The sequence below is a fragment of the Niallia sp. Marseille-Q9988 genome (genome assembly GCF_976954375.1).
The window spans coordinates 106008-123858 of sequence record NZ_CDRJSZ010000009.1 but is presented as its reverse complement, the minus strand read 5'-3'; the positions used below and the strand labels follow the sequence as shown (position 1 = coordinate 123858).

Below are 17851 nucleotides of genomic sequence, written 5' to 3'. Positions count from 1 at the left end.
AAACAGCCACTGATAAATTCAATCTTTTCAACATCTACTATTAGTAGTAGCTACTATATTTATTCACTACCAACTTATTATATCTCATTATTGCTAAAAAAAATAGTGTCTAAGTACTACAAATAGGCACTATCTATATAGTAATAATCATAAATAGAATTTTATATATCCCATTTAAAGGAAGTCACTCAAAAGGAAAATCAAACAACGCAAATGGATGATACATGTATTACCATTTACGTATTTTGCTTATTTACTTTCTAACCAATGAATTGTTCCATTTATTAATGGATGAAACTGACTAGTTGATGAAAATGTATGTTTTCCATTTTCAATAAGTAATGTTTCAACCGTTCCTTTTTCTCGCTTTAAATACTTATTTTTATACTCATCCATATAATAACAGGGGATATCCTGATCTGCTGAACCATGCGCTAATAGGACATCACCAGAAAAAATATCGGCGACTTCTAACGGACGAAAATCTGCTAATGATTCAAAATAGGTTTGATAAAAGGAATAACCATTAAAATCAACCACTTCTTTTTCTGCTAATTCGCTCAACCTTTCCGTACCAAATATTCTTCTTATATCAAAGTCTGGTTTTCCGACAGCTGCCCACTGAATTAAACGGCTAACTCGTGAATCATTAATAGCAGTAAATAAGGCAACAGCTCCACCGAGACTATGACCAAGCAAAATAAGTTCCTTTATCGAAAGCTCTGCATATGCAAATTGAATAATCGCTTCTGTTTGCTCTATTAAATCGGATAATCGATTACGACCATATTCACCACTCGATTCACCACAACCTTTATAATCAAACCGAATCACTAAATACCCTTTTTCTGTAAGCAAATTACTAGTCTTTACAAATAGCCGATCTACACCTATTCTACTGCCAATTAATCCATGACAAATAATCACCGTTTTATAGTCATTATATTTTTCTTTAGGATAATCGATAGAAAGTACGATATTGTCATCCTTCCAATTGATCGTCTTCACCTCAGTCATTTCTAGTTCCTCCTAATTACTATTTATAATTACTTATTATATATTATTCCTACCTGTTTAGTAAGTTTAAAACAAAAATTTTCTGAATTCTTTTTTCATCATCCCAAATATTCGCCTTTTTTCACCATTTATTTTATCAAAATATAATTATGATAAAATAGCTTTAGTGAAAAAAATATCTACTGACCAAAATAGACGGTCATCATAAAAGGAGATTTCTATGTATTATATTGATTATCATCATCATTCCAATCATTCATTTGATTCAAAAGCAATAATGATGGAAATTTGCGAAAATGCAATAAGCAAAGGAATAAATGAAATTTGTTATACAGAACATTTTTCAGTTAATCCAAATGCTCCAACCTTTGGGCATATGAATTGGACAAACTATCTAGCTGATATAAAAAAATGCCAGGCTGCTTATAAAGATCAACTTACAATAAAGCTAGGGATTGAATTATGCGAACCTCATTTAATGCGAGAGCAATATAAAGACGCATTATCCAGTATTCCGTTTGATTATATTCTCGGTTCTGTTCACAATCTTGATGGACTAACCCTTCGAAAATATATGAATGCACATCCTGAAGAGGATATTTATCTAGCATATTTTAAAGAAATGCTAGAATTAGTTACCTATGCGGATATCGATGTCCTTGCACATTTTGATTTAATGAAGCGCTATGCACATACGACTAGAGGACTTTATGCCTTTTCAGACTATGAAGATATCATTGCTTCCGTTTTAAAAACAGCTATTAAAAGAGGCATTGGGTTAGAAATTAATACTTCAGGCTGGAGAACAAGCTTAAATGAATCTTTGCCATTTATCGAAATATTAAAGCTTTATCGAGAACTAGGTGGAGAAATTTTAACGATTGGATCTGATTCCCATAGAAAAGAAGATGTGGGTGAAGGATTCATCCAAGCGCTTAATCTAGCAAAAAATGCAGGGTTTAGTGCTTATTATCTATTTGAAAAAAGAAACCCTGTTCGAATTGATATGTAAATAAGTGCAGAGGGATTATTTACATTAAATGACCTAACCATTAATGAGAGTTTTCCTTCACACCATAGGGATGTGTCAGTCTATCGATTACCGATAGTATTTAATGGGAAAATTTTTATCGTGTGCGCAAATTTAACAATTAATAGAAAAGAAGAGTGTCCAATGAGACACTCTTTCGGTTTAAATAAAGGAAACAATAAGCTCTGCTTTCCCCTTTAATTCAAATGCACCAAATTTATTGGGAAGCAAGAAATGATCCCCTTTTTGGAATGCGTATTCTTCTCCACTCTTCGTTAGAGAACCATCTCCCTCTATTACGCTGCATAAAAGGAAAGCTTGATTTTGCTCTTTAGTTGCCTTTCCATCGAGTGACCATTTTTCAACTGTAAAATAGTCACATTCAACAAAGCTTGTAATCTCTATATCCCCTTGTTGTTCAACAGATGGAGAAGTTGCTGCTAATTGATGTGGAACGGTCGTAACATTGATCGATTGCTCAATATGTAATTCCCGAGTATTTCCTTCTGCATCACGGCGATCATAGTCATAAACACGATATGTTGTATCCGAATTTTGTTGGGTTTCAAGAATGATAATCCCTTCCCCAATAGCATGAATTGTTCCGCTTGGCACAAAGAAGAAATCACCTTTTTTAACAGGAACTTTATTTAATAACTCATCCCATCTATTTTCAGCAATCATTGCTGCTAATTCATCTTTTGTTCTAGCATGATGGCCAAAAATAATTTCTGCCCCATCCTGACAGTCAATAATGTACCAGCACTCTGTTTTGCCAAGTTCTCCATTTTCATGAACCTTTGCATAGTCATCATTTGGATGAACCTGTACAGATAAGTCTTGATTTGCATCTAATATTTTTGTTAATAAAGGAAAACGATCGCCTTCCATATTTCCAAAAAGCGCACGATGATTTTCCCATAATTGTTCTAAATTTTTCCCTGCTAATGGTCCATTCTTGACAACACTTTGTCCATGAGGGTGTGCGGAAAATGCCCAGCATTCCCCTGTTGATTCACTCGGTATTTCATAGCCAAAGCTACGCAATGCTGTACCGCCCCAAATTCTATCTTTAAAAACCGGATTAAAAAATAATGGCTCTCTCATTCGATTACGGAACTCCTTCTTTACAATATTTACTAGACTATTCTACCATATTCTCCATTAAAACGGATTTTATTTTCAAAAATAGAAAATGAAAGAACATTAGTAAATGCCTCTAGCTATCTAAATTAAAGCATACATTATTTGTACTAATACAAAAAATAAGACTCTCCTTATAGAAACTTTACCATTTCTTTAGGAGAGTCTGATTTTTTATGCACCTGTATTGAATTGCTCTTTTTTCGGAATAATCGTTTCTTTTCTAATCGTTTTCCCATGCAAATAGTAATAAACTGCAATACCAATTAGAATATAGATACTACTAAAAGAATAAAATGCATTTAAGCCAACTGCATCCCCAATAATCCCAACTAAATAAGAACCGAAGCCAATCCCTATATCAAAAATAGATAAGAACGTTGCCGTTGCAAGTCCTCTTCTATGTGGTGCTGCTTTTTGAATGGCAATGGTTTGAAGACAAGGAAACATAGATCCGTATCCTAATCCAATTAATGCTGCTGAAAGTAAAAACATCCATTCAGATTCAGCCACGCCAAGCAAAATCATTCCAGCGGAGAATAAAACAATACAAGGATATACAATCTTATTGGCACCATAGCGGTCAAACCATTTTCCAGCAAAAGGTCTTGCCATTAGCATAAAGATTGCATATACAACAAAGAAATAACCTGAAACACTAATAAAGCCTTTATCCTCTGCATAAACAGATACAAAGGAGAGTATCGACGAATATACGATTCCGAATATTGCCGCAACGATACTAATTTTCACTGCAGTATTTTCAATAATTTGATTGAATCGAATGCCTTTCTTCTCTGTATGCTCTATTTTTGACATTTCCATTTCTGGCGCATGTTCAATTTTCATAAATCCGCCTGTTAAAATGGCAAAGAATGCAAAAATAATTGCTAAAATAAATAGAGTGGAAGTTCCCCAAGAATTAATTGCCTGAAGACCAATAAATGGACCGATAACCATTGCTAAATTCATGCTCATGGAATAATACCCCATGCCTTCTCCTCTTCTGGAGCTTGGCAGAATGTCCGCAACAATTGTTCCTGTTGCAGTTGTTGCCATCCCAAATCCAATACCATGTAAGGCACGAACAAATAGTAAACCGCTTAGAGAGTCAGTAAATAAATAAAAAACGGTGGCAATTAAGAAGATAAGTAAAGATGTTAGGAAAATGGCCTTTTTCCCAATCTTTTGCATTAAATTACCGGCTATTGGCCGGATGAGAATAGCTGTAATAATGAAAACCGTAACAATTAGGCCAGCTGAAGACTGTTTTTGATTTAATTCGCGAATTGCATAAATTGGTAATGAAACTAATAAAAAATAAAATGTCATAAATAAAAAAAAGTTACTTACCCATATTTGGATAAATCCCCTTGTCCATAATGCTTCTTTTTTCACTTATTTTCCTCCTTGATTGCTAATGAATGGGACCAGCCTGATATAATTTGATGTAAATATTCCCATGATTCAGCTGGTAATTGTGCAAGTAAGCCCTTGTTTGCTTGTAAAACAGCCTCTTCCCATTTTGGGTATTCTTGTATTGCTATATCGGTTAGAAACACTTTATTTGTGCGTCTGTCTTCTCCTTTTACTTGGAGAACATAATTTTTTTCCACGAGCTTTTTAACTGTACGAGTAACAGGTGGAGCTTCAATCGATAAATATTCAGCAATTTCTTTTTGGGCAAGTGGACCGTTCTCTTTTAATACATATAAAATTGCCCATTCTGAACTATATATATCAAATGGCTCTAACGCTATATTTAATTCCTTCGTAAATTGTCGAGCGAGCTGTTGGATAGAATGGAATAAGTCATGAGTCTTGTTCATATCTTTCTCCGATCTAAAATTAATTACCTAGGTAACTATATCATAGTATATTGGTTGTAGGCAATACTATTTTTAAACATTGGTCTTAATCAAACGTTTGATTAAGAGAGATATCGCTTTCAAAAAAAGGTGCTTTCTATCCATATTATTACATCAAAAAAACTCCTAAGTAGTTGAGCTAACTAATTAGGAGCCATTCACATGTTAGGACAGTTTGTTTTGAAATGCATTTTGTGTTATAAAATGGTCATTTGATCACCAGTATAGATGGTTCCCGTCTGAATAACACGAGCATAAATGCCGAAATGATTATTTCTTTCTTTCACTATCTGCTTTAATAGCTGAGGCTGCCTTGTTCCTGTTATAGGATCAACCGTTATGATCATACATCTTTCACAGAATTGATTAATTTCGAGAATTACTTCTGAACCAATTTTAATTTGCTTCCCCATTATATCCTGTTCTTTTATGCCCATCTCTTTTCGATCATAAATAATATTTCCCCTAAATCGTCTCTCATCAATTGGTTCACCGTATGAGGAAGATAATTCTGCAAGAGCTTCTGTTGAGATAAGAAGAATATTGTCTACTTCAATCGCTGGGATTGGAACATTGGTTGGGGAATATGTAATGGACTCTAATGTTCGATTTGTTTCTTTTTCCATTCTTTCTACTAATGCTTTTTCATTCCAATCAAACTCTGCTCCATCACTTGCTATCACTTTTAGCTTAGGAAAAACTTCTATCGACTCTTCTCCTAAAAATTGTGCTTTGTATGTAACCATTTTAGGAAATTGCGTAATGGTTAAATGCTTGTTCTTATTTGTTTTATCAATAAATGCATGACTTCTATCCCCATAAATTCCGTATGACATAATTTTTGCCTTTGAAAGATATTCCCCTGTAAAGGATTTTACCGGATACCGCATAATTTTTTGGATAGTTCCAAAGATCATATCTTCCCCTCCCTTTCTCCTTATTCCATTAAAACAAAAAAACTCTCTAAAACCAATTACTTTAGAGAGTTTTTTAAAATTATGGTTTGGTTTCTTCCATGTCGACAGATAACAAACGTTCGGTTCTTGTATCAAAGGTTAAGTTTACAAACACACCAATTTCTTTTTGATCATTTTTTACAATAAGCTTAAACTTTTCAACAGAAGTTCCCTTTTTATCTTCCTTGCCTACATGCAGATAATCAGTTACTTCACTATTAGGATATTTTTCTTGTGCTTTTGTCATGGCGATTCTTCCCCATTTAACATAGGAAGGTAGCCCTTCTGCTTCTGCATGGATTGGAATGTTTATCTGCATAAGGAATAAACCAACTAATAAAATATTTATGAATGGAAACTTTAATATTTTCATGTATGCATCTCCTTTCATTCTACATTTAGTATGAACTTTCTATAAAAAATTATGTATTTTTATATGTTAACTTTTTTAAAAAATTAGTTGACATATAAAAAGTAGAGAAGTATAGTTATTTTAGGAAATTATTAAAAGGAGTGACGACTTTGAAACCGTGGAAAGCTTTAGATATTACAATGATTGCATTATTTGTTGCTTTTATGGCAGTTGGTGCAAATGTAACCAGTTTTCTTGTTATTGGAGGAGTTCCTGTTACACTTCAAACCTTTTTTGCAATCCTTGCAGGTCTACTTCTAGGCAAAAGACTAGGAAGTTTTGCAATGGTAGTTTATATGCTTGTTGGACTTATCGGGATTCCTGTATTTGCGGAAGTATCTGGAGGACTAATTATTTTAACCAAACCATCCTTTGGATTTATTTTAGCTTTTATTCTTACTGCCTTTATTGTTGGCTTAGTTGCCGAGAAAAAACAATCGATTCCAAACTTTATTTTTAGTGCATTTATTGGCTTATTAATCAATTACATAATCGGTACAAGCTGGATGTATATGGCATATAAATTATGGTATTTGGCACCTTCTGGGTTTACTTATCAACTGCTTTGGTCCTGGATGGCTTTCCCTCTTATAAAAGATGTTATTCTTACCTTTATCGCAGGAGTAGTCGGTTATCGCTTATATAATTCAGTAATAAAGAAAAGCTCACTGCAAGTACATTTTCATTCAGATTCTACACATCAAAAATTTGACTAAAGAAAATTAAATAGATAAACTGAAAAGCCGAATATGAAAATCAATAAATTAAAAAGCCAAACAATTACGATTTTATCGTGTAATTGTTTGGCTTCGTCTATGCCTGGAATACATATGACGGACACTCATTTTACCAAAACCGATAATTTTCTATCTGTTTCGCCATTTTACGACCGTATACTCAAGAATCCTGTCTATTTCTGCGGTTTCCCGAGAAATATTCCATTATTCCATTCCCTATTTTTCCTACCATCAAACATTATCTAACTTGCATTTTAAAGGAATAATCAAGCGATTCTAATTCATCTGTTAAAACATGTATTTCTACTTCCAAATTTCCTGGCTGATTCAATAGAAGATTTTCTGCAAAGTAATGCCCCTCTTTCTCTTTTGTTAAAGGAAAGGATGTTTCATTTTCCCCATTGATTAAGCCTATCGTAATTTGTTCGATTGGATCAATCGGGTTTCGACTATTATCAAATACAAACACTTCATATTGATTTTGAACACCTGTTTTTTTAGGGGTAATAGATAAGCTAATATTCTCATTATACCCTAGTTCTGCTTCCTCATAAAATGGCAAATCAATTGGCAAGGTTGGTGTTTGGATTTGGGTAAAAACGCTTGTTACCAGTAATACCAAAATTCCAAGCGTAATCTCTATTTTAATCGATACTTTATAGAACTCTTTCTTTTTTAAAAGAAGCCTGCTAACTAAATGATAGGCTCCGAAAATTAGCATAAACACTAGTAAAGCCACCTTAATAAGCAAAACTTTCCCGTATGTCGTGCTAACTAATGAATGAAAATCTGGTATTAATAAAGAAGCGTTTATTGCTCCAGAAATACAGAGTGCAGCAACGGAGAAAAGGGCCCATAGCGAATATCTTTCCATACTAGACCAATATAAATCATGTCCTTCTCCTTCACTCGCAAAAATCCCTTCCCTTAAAAATAAAAGGATGACAAGCATCCCACCAAGCCAAATGGAAGCTGCGACCAAATGAGTAAAATCAAACAAAATCGCCACCGTTTCATATGGAGAACTAGACGGATGACCAAGAAATGCTTTTGAGAGCATTATGCCTAAAAACGCTAATCCAGGGATAGTCAGGCGCTTTCTGTCTGTGTATGTTTCCATTTTCCAAATGTAAAGATGGCTCAAATAGAGGATAACCAACAAGATTGTTTGCAGAATCCAGATGGTCCCTTCTTTCGTACTTTTCAGGGTTTCCAACAAATTACTGATGCTTAAGGATGCTAGTAAACCTCCACCAGCATAGCTTTGTGTCTGTATGATAATGGAGCTGATAATACTGATTGCTAGTAATGCTATTGCTGTAATCGAGACAGTTTGGGTCCTTTTTATTAAACTATTGGATAATTTCTTGCCCTTATACCATATCAAATAGAACAATAATATCCCCATATATAAAGAAAATCCGATATAAAGGAAGCCTTTATTTATCATTGTACTTATAAATGTAAACATATTTCCATTTTCTTGTTGTGTTGGGAAAGCCGTTCCCTCAGGTAATTCTCCAATACTAAAAGGAATCATTCCTGAAACAGAATGTCCATCTGCTGATACTACTCTCCACTCAACTGTATAAATATCGTTAGGTAAATCTGGCTGTAAATCTACTGTCATTGATTTCTCTGTTTTGGGGTCTATCTTAACATTTTTCTGATCTACTCTCTCTCCAGATGAGTTTAAAACATTTAATATCGTAAAACCAGTTTGGATTTTTTCATTAAATTCTATGTAAACATTTTTCGGTGCTGTTTCTAATATTTCATTTTCATTAGGAGTGGAATTAGTAATATATGCATGGGCAGATACTGTATTAACTCCGATAAAATAAAATATAAGTGCAGCTAATTGTAACATTAGTAGCTTTTTCCATTTCACTTTTTTCATCACGTCCCTCTATGTTCATCCTGCACCACTCAATTATAGCGAATGAACCACAATTCGTACAAGGAAGAGATCGACTAGGCAATAATTCCGTTTATTCTGATATATGAAACTTCCATTAGTTGAATCAATTGTACCTATACGGTTAAGCGATCTCCACCTACTCTCATTCTCTTAAGAAAAAAACCTCTCACCTAATAGCTAGAATACAGTCGTTATTTGTCTAAATAATAGCATATTTTGCGCTTTCCCGAGAAATATATATTAATTTTTTTATATAAATATCGTATATTTTCCTTCATGGCGGTAAAGAATAAGAACAAAATAAAAAGGAGGTAAGTCAATGGATATTAGCATGACTGCTGATGAAGTAATGTTGACTATTCAACAATTACGTTCAAATGGCATGAATATGAATAAAAAGAAGGTAAAGCAAAGCCATCCAGAATTAATGCGCCATGCGCTACATTATTTCCCTGATTGGAACAGTGCGGTTGAAAAAAGTGAATTAGCTTAATAGTTAACCGAACGATTGCTTCTTAGACCTACATATTCAAGATCGTGTAAATAACACCATAGACTTACGAAAAGGGACTTCTGTTACCCATTTTTACATACAGAATAAAAGATATCTAAAAAGAAGAATACAGAAGCTCATCGAGGCTTTCCATAAACATGAAAACCATCTTTAACAGGCAAGATGGCCATTTATTGGAAAGCTCTCTTTTTATTTCCATTCCAAAGCACTAATAGTAAGGAAGAAGGGTACTATATTACGATGAAGGAATTGATAATTTTACTTAAGAATGGGAATCGATCTGCTCTCCTTGCTGCACTCGTAAATACGATTATTTCCGTCTTAAAAGGAGTCGCATTTTTCTTATCTGGCAATGTCGCTATGTTTGCAGAAACCATGCATTCCCTTGGCGATGCAGCCAATCAATTTTTTGTATTTATTGGATCGGCATTAAGCAAAAAAGCCCCTACCAAGCGGTTTCCTGGTGGATTTGGCAGACTAGTAAATATTGTTTTATTATTTGCCGTCCTTATCGTCGGAATAATGGCATATGAAACAGTCAGAGAAGGCATCGACCATGTCATTAACCCCCAGGAATCAACCGCCTTTTTGCTTATTATCAGCGTTCTTTCTCTATCTGTATCTCTTGAGTTTATTGTGTTAACAAAGGCTATGAAAGAAATTGTCACAAATGCTGGGGTAAAAACAAGAGGTTTGAAACTTTATTCATCTAGTTTTACCTATTTAAAATCGGCAAAACCGGCAACAAAATTGGTTTTTTTAGAAGATTCTGTTGCAACTGCCGGAGGAATATTAGCAATCCTCGCAGTTGTTGTAACGGAATATACAAATTTTAAACAAGCAGAAGGGATCGTATCTATTGTTATTGGATTACTTATGTTTATTGTAGTTGGAAGAGTGTTCTTAGATAATGCAGCAGGTGCGATTGGTGAAGCTGATTTAGAAATGCAGGGGGTAATTGGCAACATCGCTATGAAAGATCCAGATGTAAGAGATATTCAAGGGCTTGCTGTATTTAAAGAGGGGGAAGATTTTCATGTAGAGCTAAGCATTGAAATTGATAGCAAATTAACGGTAGAACAAGTAGATAAAATAAGACAGCGAATAGAGAAACAAATACTATCAGAAAAAGGAGTTTCTGATATCATCATTGAATTTGATAAGGATGATGGAATTTTAAATTGGCCAAATTCCATTCATAAAAATGAAAAAAGAAAGAAAATGCTAGAAAAACATTCCTCTTGGAAAAATGTTGATTAATTCAATTGACGTAAACATCCTTCCATCGTTGTGAAATAATATATTTGTGAAAAGGTCAGGATTATCCTCTTTCATTAGAACCCTGACCGAAAAATATACTATTCATTTACCGCATCTTCAAAAGGTGCAAAAAAAACGCCTTTAGGGGCAAGGATATTTGTTTCTGATTCCTCTTCTCTTCCGTTAACTTCATAAACCCCTGCTGGGAAGTAATCATAATAGCCAGATTTCACGTGTAAATCGACGTAATATTCATCCAGTTCCCTCATTAATAGATGATAAGCTTCCCTATCGATAATTTCACCTAAATCATCCAATTCAAAATTCTCTTTTAGTGCTTCTATGAAAGGTTCATAAGAGTCTGCAGCAACATATAAATCTACATCACAGCATTCCATGCAGAGCAAGACCTCTTCTCCTTTTATATTTTCATATGCATAATCGACCATTTCTTTTAAAATCTGTTGTATTTTATCTTTATTAACCAAATTCATGGTTGTTTTCACTGCAATTCCCTCCAACTTTTTACAAAAGCTATACAATTAACCTATAGCTTTATCATACACAAAAATAAGTACAAAATGAAATGATATCCTTTTGTATTTGTTGGCAATGATTACATCACTATTTTTTTTACTATCTCATAGGAACGTAATCGATCTGTTTGGGAATAGACTTGGGTATTTATTATCATTTCATCTGCTTGCGTATCATCTAAGAACGCTTGTAATTTTCTTGCGACCGTTTCCTCCGAACCAATAATAGAAGCTTTAAGTTGCTTCTGTACAATCGATTTTTCATAAGTAGTCCACAGTGCTTCCATATTTGGAACCGGCGGCTTTAGTTGGGTCGGATTGTTTCGAATTAGACTTAAAAATTGCTGTTGTGAAGAAGTTGCAAGAAATTCTGCCCTTTCATCTGTGTCTGCCGCAATAATATTTACCCCCACCATTGCATAAGGTTGCTTCAATTTATCCGACGGTGTAAACGAATTATAATAGGTATTGAGAGCAGGCACTGTATAATCTGGTGAAAAATGGCTTGCAAAAGCAAATGGAAGACCAAGACTTCCTGCTAATCTCGCACTAAAATCACTGGATCCTAATAACCAAATCGGTATTGCCAATCCTTCTCCAGGAATTGCTCTTACAGGCAATCTAGTTTCCTCATGTGATTTTAAGTACGTACTTAATTCCTCCACTAATTCAGGAAAGTCATTTCCATCACTTGGATAACGACGTAAAGCCCTTGCAGTCAACTGATCACTTCCAGGTGCCCTACCTAAACCTAAATCAATTCGATTAGGATACATGGATTCTAACGTTCCAAATTGTTCGGCAATAACTAATGGTGAATGATTCGGAAGCATGATACCACCAGAACCAACTCTTATTTTACTTGTTCCTCCAGCTATATAGCCAATCAAAACTGATGTTGCACTGCTAGCTATTCCAGGCATGCTATGATGTTCTGCAACCCAATACCGGTTATAGCCCCATTTTTCAACATGGCGAGCAAGCTCTAAACTATTTTTAAAGCTTTCTGTAGCATTACTGCCTTCTTTTATTGGTGCTAAATCAAGTACAGAGAACTTTATATCTTTCAGAGTTTTTCCCATAATCCCTCATCCCTTCCTTTATCTCCTTCCATACTATAACTGACTTTTTTAGTCTTCAAGTTTATTGCTTGTATAAGGATGTTTAGCCTCTCACTCTAAATGATTCAATAATTGCTTGCTATTCATATATTCCAATGTTTCTTTCTGATAATTTGACAGAATATATTCTATTTGTGGCATCGGAGACACAATCGGTATTTTTTTCTTTTTAATAATCCGGATAATCGGCTTTGCTGTTGATTTGGACTCCTTTATCATCCATTTATCTTTTTTCTTCTGAAGTGTTAAATCGATAATACCTAAATGATTTCCCCAATTTCCTGCTTGTACAGTTGGTTTTCCATTGATTAATCCCTTATCATGATTCACACCTTTCGGCCCCTTTGCCCCCTTTACCGGAAAGATGCCGTGGGTATGGCCATAAAGAATGACATCAATTCCTTCCACCTTACTAATATCTCGAACATTATTTCCTGATTTCGGTCTATAATTCTGATCAGAATACAATCCCGCATGTACTAACGCAATTATTATATCAGCACCTTTTTTTTTCATTTGAGGTACAATTTCTTCTGCTGTTTTTCGCATATTCTTTATAATTAATCTATTTTCAAAATGTTCCTTATCCCAAACTTGTGTTATTGGCGTAATAAGTCCAATTACTCCCACCTTTAACTTTTCCATTTCTCCATTTTCATTTACTACATCTTTATCCAGTAGTAAATATGGTTGAAAAAAATGGATGTCGTCTTGTTCATACTCATTGCGATCATCTACATATATATTCGCATTTGTATATGGGAAATCTGCCCCCCTTAATGTATTTAAAAGAAAATCAAGACCATAATTAAACTCATGATTTCCAACTGTTGCTGCATCATATCCCAATAAATTCATACTTTTATATGCAGGATGAATGTCGTTCGAATAAAACATCGGAGAACTTGCAACAAACTCCGCCAATGGACTTCCCTTTATAACATCTCCTACGTCAAATAATAATGTATTTCTTTGTTCTTTTTTTGCTTGCGTTATCAAACTTGCCACTCGATTATATCCATATTCAATCGTTTTCTTTTTTTTCTCATAATTATAATCCAGTAAATAAGAATGAATATCCGTCGTTTCTAATATACGAAGTTTAACGGTAGGTTCCTTCAATGTTTCACTAATTGCTTCTATTTGGATAACATTTAGTTGCATAAAAAGGATAAGTGTGATGGAAAGAATAAATAATAATTTCTTTTTCATTTGGCTATCTCCCCTTTTTCCCAGCTTTCCTTCGATTCTTTTAGTTTATACAGATGAGGTTAGAACTACACAGTAATCACAATCGGATTCTACAAAATGATTCCCTGTATTAGAAAAATCGGGAAAATTGTCAACAAATTAGAAGTTTTGATAGCTTTTGTCTTGTTGCAGGAAATTTCTTAACAGTTCTATAAATATTACGGTAGAGATGTTCTATTACGGTGATAATTACAAAGGAGAGAGAGAAATGAAGGCATATACGATAAGGGAAGCATCAAAAAAACTTACGACAACCCCAACAATGTTAAAACAATGGGAAAAGGACTTACAAGGAATAATCATGATACCAAGAACAAAAACAGGTGCACGTATTTATACAGAAAAAGAAATTACTTTACTTCATGAAGTCAAAAATTTATATAAAGAAAAAAGGAAAACAAAAGAAGTGAAGGAATCATTAACGATGCTAATTAATCGACCTAAAAAAGAAGAAAGTAAAGAAGAAGATAAAGCAGAGCAAAACGAAAATACTTCGATTGAAGTACTTAAAAAAAATACTAACGACACACTAGAATCGAATTATCCGTACACAGCGGAACAAAACTTCCGATTGCTGCTATCCTCCTTGGAAAATTATAAACAAGATTTTCTAGAAGAGGTCAAAGGGGAAATCAGAAATGGTATTAAAAAAGAAGTTTTAGAAACAATTACAAAGGAAATAAAAGCAGGCAATGAAGAAGCCATTCATCACATTACAGATACTGTGAACAAAACACAGGAAACAACGACTGAACATTTAGAGGAGTTTTCAGAACTATTACATACAAATACAGAAAAAACAGCGATAGAATATGAAGAAATTCGCTCTAAAATAAAAAAACTTTCACAAATATCAAAAGCAGAAAGAAAAACATATTCTAAACAATGGACATCAAATGTGTCTTCTACCAAAGAAATGAAATCAATGATTGAAAACCTTTCAAAATCTAATGAAGAATTAAATAAAACAGTTGAACAACTAAACGAAAATGATCAATATTTAATGGAAACACTTCGTTTAGAAAGAGAACAAATAGATAAAGAAATTAAACAAAGAGAAAGAAACTTTCAAGAATTAGTGCAAACCTTCCGTCATACAGCTGCCTCTCATGAAAAAAAGAGACAGTGGTGGAAAATTTGGTAATCTTATTTTATTAGACTATTTATGCAAAATCATTAAAGCTACGTAAAATTTCTTTAAAGAGTAAGCAAACTTTTTTCAAATTTGCTTACTCTTTTTCTTTTGGTCATTTTATATGATAGTATGGTAGTGAAGAAATGTATTAGTATGTATTAATTGGAGGTCAAGATGTCTACAAATTATAAAATTTTATTCCTTGATATTGATGGGACGATCCTCACACCGGATGATACGATTCAAGACTCAACCAAAAAAGCAGTTCAGTTAATGAAGGAACAAGGATTAGAAGTCTTCTTAGCTACTGGAAGACCATTACACGAAATATCTCATATAGGGGAAACACTTGCGATAAAATCATTCATTGGCTACAATGGCGCTTACGCTATACATAATGGTAAAGACGTATTTAGACAACCAATGAGTCCTGACTTAGTAACTAAATACTTAGAAATTGCAAATGATAAAGGAAATGAACTAATTTTATATACAAATACACATAACCTTCTTTCTCATCCTGACGGGGAGATGACGAAGCAATTTAGCAAGAAGTTCCATCTTAAGCAAAATAGAACATTTACACTTGATGAGAAAGAAAATATCCTTGGAATTACAGTTGTGAACTTAAAAGAAAAGGATATTGCCTTATACGAAGAATTTCCTGATATTCATTTATCCCAAGTAAATATCGATGGATTTAGACATTCCTATGATGTAATAAGTGATAAAGTCAATAAAGGATTTGCCGTGTCACTGATTCTAAAAAGATTAGGGATTGAGAAGGAATTCTCCATCGCCTTTGGAGATGGTCTTAACGATAAAGAAATGTTGCAAGTAGTAGGGGAAGGCTTTGCAATGGGAAATGCTCATGAAATGTTATTTTCTTATGCAAAACATAAAACAACTTCTGTAACAGATTCCGGAATTTATAATGGGTTAAAATGGCTAGGATTGATTAAAGAATAAAATTTTACATAATACTGCTGTCTAAAGACTTTTTCAAAATTTTAAAGGGTCAGACTCCTTATCCACTGGAGACTGACCCTTTTATTACACTTCCGAACTATTCTCGCCTACATTTTCGCCATTTAGATGCTGCAAAATTTTCTTATCGTAATATTCTTCATTCATTTTGTAAGAAATTTCAAATGCAGGCGTTGTTGCAAACTCTCTTTTTATAAAATAATAATTTTCTTCTTTTATTGGCTCTGTTAAATCAAGCATGATTGTAATCTCAAGTGAAATAAGATTTTTGTTTTTGGTAATTGTTACAGTTGGATTTGTGCTTCTTCCAACTTTATTTATTAGCTTCTTATTAAAAACTCAACTTTCGCACCTTGAAAATCGACCTTGTTTTAGGTCTATCAAAGCTTTAAGAACGCTCACTTTAGGTGCTTGACAATTACTTTTAAACAGAAAAAGCACCTCAATCTTTGGTATAGTGGAATTGACTAGAAACCATTACCACAAAGAAGAGGTGCCTTCTCTATGATAAAGGAAAAACACTCGAATGAGCAACTACCAAATGAACTTTCTGCCGTATTCTCTGAATTACAAGTGTCGAAGTACCTTCGCCAAGCGGGTATTCGAAAAAACTTTGGGTTTTCATGTGCCTATCTGTTTCAGCTTGTTTTTAGTCTAATCTTTCATCAAAAAAATTGGTTTGCCCTTGTCACTTCAAAAAAGAGCGAGCGTTATCCGGGTAAGGATACCGTCTATCGTTTTTTAAATCATTCCAAGTTTGCTTGGCGGAAATTTCTTTTATTCTTTAGTACAGCTACCATTCAAAAGGTCAGTGTGCTTACATCAATGGACCGTCCGAAAGTGCTTATTATTGATGACTCTACATTTGATCGAAATCGTAGTAAGAACGTGGAATTGCTTGCCCGTTGTTTTGATCATGCTTCCTTGAAAATGCGATTTTATAAAGGATTTCGAATGCTTACATTAGGCTGGTCAGATGGGCATACCTTCATGCCTGTTGACTTCTCTTTACTAAGCTCAAAAACCTCTTCTATTAATGGAATCAACGAAGAAATGGATAAACGATGTTCTGGTTATAAGCGTCGTGTTGAAGCTCTCCAGTCTGCGCCTGATCAAATCCCATCAATGATTGAACGGGCATTATCCAGTGGAATCGAGGCCTCTTACGTGTTGATGGACACATGGTTTACTCAACAACCTTTGATTCAGGCAATCGTCGAACAAGGGCTTGACGTTATTGGTATGGTCAAAAATGCAAAGCAACGTTATCAAATGAATGGTCAAATGGTTTCATTAAAAGAACTCTATCGGTTAGCGTCACCACTTCAAGGAAAGAAAGGGCTTCTTCGTTCCGTCATGACGACGATGAAAAACGGTGTACCCGTTAAAGTCGTGTTCGTTCAAAATCGTAATAAGAAAAGCGAATGGCTCGCGATTCTTAGCACAGATTGCACTCTTTCCGAACAAGAAATCGTCCGTATTTACGGGATTCGTTGGGATATTGAAGTGTTTTTTAAGACGACAAAATCGCTTCTTCGCTTACAGAAAGAATTTCAAGGACGCTCCTATGACTTACTTATCAGTCATACAACCATAGTTTTTACTAGATACATCATTCTATCTTGGCAAAATCGTTGCCACACAGATGAACGCACATTAGGTGGCTTATTTTATGACCTTTGTGATGAAGTAAATGAACTTGATTGGGCTGTCGCATTGCAGCAATTAATCGAGCTTCTTCAAGATGTCTTGAAGAAAACCAATAAACAAACACAACAATTACTTAAAAATCAACTATCACAATGGATTGCAGGTCTGCCTAGTTATATCAGAGCTTACCTGCCTAATTTGGTATGCGAAAGTTGAGTTAAAAAGCATAGAAAAATATAGCTCATTGCCACTTTTATTCTTCTTATTCAGTTTCAGTAAATAGGAATCGCCTAGATCTACTAATTTCTCTTTA

At 34.1% G+C, this 17851-nt stretch carries 18 protein-coding genes; 7 read left to right on the top strand and 11 right to left on the bottom strand.

What is annotated here, in order from left to right; all coding sequences use genetic code 11:
- Positions 1–249: 249 nt before the first annotated feature.
- The gene (locus ACWNMZ_RS17230) at positions 250–1017 is read right to left on the bottom strand and encodes an alpha/beta hydrolase family protein (protein ID WP_235251541.1); all 768 of its coding nucleotides are present in this window, start codon (positions 1015–1017) and stop codon (positions 250–252) included.
- A gap of 220 nt (positions 1018–1237) precedes the next feature.
- Here ACWNMZ_RS17230 and ACWNMZ_RS17225 point away from each other — a divergent pair, with 220 nt between their 5' ends.
- Positions 1238–2029, top strand: coding sequence for a histidinol-phosphatase HisJ family protein (locus tag ACWNMZ_RS17225; protein ID WP_349205254.1), 792 nt, complete (start codon positions 1238–1240; stop codon positions 2027–2029).
- A gap of 180 nt (positions 2030–2209) precedes the next feature.
- Here the strand turns inward: ACWNMZ_RS17225 and manA are convergent, their stop codons facing one another.
- The 5 genes from manA to ACWNMZ_RS17200 all read right to left on the bottom strand — a co-directional run bounded on the left by manA (position 2210) and on the right by ACWNMZ_RS17200 (position 6387).
- Complete coding sequence (gene manA, locus ACWNMZ_RS17220; protein ID WP_449598707.1) at positions 2210–3154, bottom strand: mannose-6-phosphate isomerase, class I; 945 nt, start codon at positions 3152–3154, stop codon at positions 2210–2212.
- 210 nt (positions 3155–3364) lie between these two features.
- Positions 3365–4588: an MFS transporter gene (locus ACWNMZ_RS17215; RefSeq protein ID WP_449598706.1), complete on the bottom strand. Its 1224-nt coding sequence runs from the start codon at positions 4586–4588 to the stop codon at positions 3365–3367.
- On the bottom strand, positions 4585–5019 hold the full coding sequence (locus ACWNMZ_RS17210; RefSeq protein ID WP_449598705.1) for a MarR family winged helix-turn-helix transcriptional regulator: 435 nt from the start codon (positions 5017–5019) through the stop codon (positions 4585–4587). Before ACWNMZ_RS17210 ends, ACWNMZ_RS17215 begins: the two co-directional genes overlap by 4 nt.
- Before the next feature lie 236 nt (positions 5020–5255).
- A complete protein-coding gene (locus tag ACWNMZ_RS17205; protein ID WP_031538668.1) occupies positions 5256–5975 on the bottom strand; it encodes an MOSC domain-containing protein in 720 nt (239 codons plus the stop codon).
- Between the two features lie 79 nt (positions 5976–6054).
- Positions 6055–6387: a DUF3889 domain-containing protein gene (locus ACWNMZ_RS17200; RefSeq protein WP_031538670.1), complete on the bottom strand. Its 333-nt coding sequence runs from the start codon at positions 6385–6387 to the stop codon at positions 6055–6057.
- Positions 6388–6536: 149 nt separating this feature from the next.
- Here ACWNMZ_RS17200 and ACWNMZ_RS17195 point away from each other — a divergent pair, with 149 nt between their 5' ends.
- Complete coding sequence (locus ACWNMZ_RS17195) at positions 6537–7142, top strand: biotin transporter BioY (protein ID WP_235251543.1); 606 nt, start codon at positions 6537–6539, stop codon at positions 7140–7142.
- Positions 7143–7401: 259 nt separating this feature from the next.
- On the opposite strand, the gene ACWNMZ_RS17190 is transcribed toward ACWNMZ_RS17195, so the two are convergent.
- Positions 7402–9063, bottom strand: a complete 1662-nt coding sequence (locus ACWNMZ_RS17190) for a copper resistance CopC/CopD family protein (RefSeq protein WP_449598704.1) — start codon at positions 9061–9063, stop codon at positions 7402–7404.
- Between the two features lie 340 nt (positions 9064–9403).
- Here ACWNMZ_RS17190 and ACWNMZ_RS17185 point away from each other — a divergent pair, with 340 nt between their 5' ends.
- Positions 9404–9577, top strand: a complete 174-nt coding sequence (locus ACWNMZ_RS17185) for a hypothetical protein (RefSeq protein ID WP_192840946.1) — start codon at positions 9404–9406, stop codon at positions 9575–9577.
- Positions 9578–9838: 261 nt separating this feature from the next.
- Positions 9839–10858 carry a cation diffusion facilitator family transporter gene (locus tag ACWNMZ_RS17180; protein WP_031538677.1) on the top strand — a complete coding sequence of 340 codons (1020 nt, stop codon included), beginning with the start codon at positions 9839–9841 and terminating at the stop codon, positions 10856–10858.
- A gap of 98 nt (positions 10859–10956) precedes the next feature.
- On the opposite strand, the gene ACWNMZ_RS17175 is transcribed toward ACWNMZ_RS17180, so the two are convergent.
- From ACWNMZ_RS17175 to ACWNMZ_RS17165, 3 genes are all read right to left on the bottom strand, one after another.
- Positions 10957–11364, bottom strand: coding sequence for a hypothetical protein (locus tag ACWNMZ_RS17175; RefSeq protein WP_031538679.1), 408 nt, complete (start codon positions 11362–11364; stop codon positions 10957–10959).
- Between the two features lie 110 nt (positions 11365–11474).
- Entirely contained in the window at positions 11475–12476 is a 1002-nt protein-coding gene (locus tag ACWNMZ_RS17170; RefSeq protein ID WP_449598703.1) for an LLM class flavin-dependent oxidoreductase, read from the bottom strand.
- Between the two features lie 90 nt (positions 12477–12566).
- Entirely contained in the window at positions 12567–13727 is a 1161-nt protein-coding gene (locus tag ACWNMZ_RS17165; protein ID WP_035416573.1) for a metallophosphoesterase, read from the bottom strand.
- Positions 13728–13974: 247 nt separating this feature from the next.
- On the opposite strand from ACWNMZ_RS17165, the gene ACWNMZ_RS17160 reads away from it, so the two are divergent.
- Positions 13975–14910 carry a MerR family transcriptional regulator gene (locus ACWNMZ_RS17160; RefSeq protein WP_031538683.1) on the top strand — a complete coding sequence of 312 codons (936 nt, stop codon included), beginning with the start codon at positions 13975–13977 and terminating at the stop codon, positions 14908–14910.
- A 165-nt stretch (positions 14911–15075) separates the two neighbouring features.
- Positions 15076–15870: an HAD family hydrolase gene (locus tag ACWNMZ_RS17155; RefSeq protein WP_235252136.1), complete on the top strand. Its 795-nt coding sequence runs from the start codon at positions 15076–15078 to the stop codon at positions 15868–15870.
- Between the two features lie 84 nt (positions 15871–15954).
- Here ACWNMZ_RS17155 and ACWNMZ_RS17150 read toward each other — a convergent pair whose 3' ends face one another.
- Complete coding sequence (locus ACWNMZ_RS17150) at positions 15955–16128, bottom strand: hypothetical protein (protein ID WP_449598702.1); 174 nt, start codon at positions 16126–16128, stop codon at positions 15955–15957.
- Positions 16129–16392: 264 nt separating this feature from the next.
- Here ACWNMZ_RS17150 and ACWNMZ_RS17145 point away from each other — a divergent pair, with 264 nt between their 5' ends.
- Positions 16393–17754, top strand: a complete 1362-nt coding sequence (locus ACWNMZ_RS17145; protein WP_048717398.1) for an IS4 family transposase — start codon at positions 16393–16395, stop codon at positions 17752–17754.
- Positions 17755–17851 lie beyond the last annotated feature (97 nt).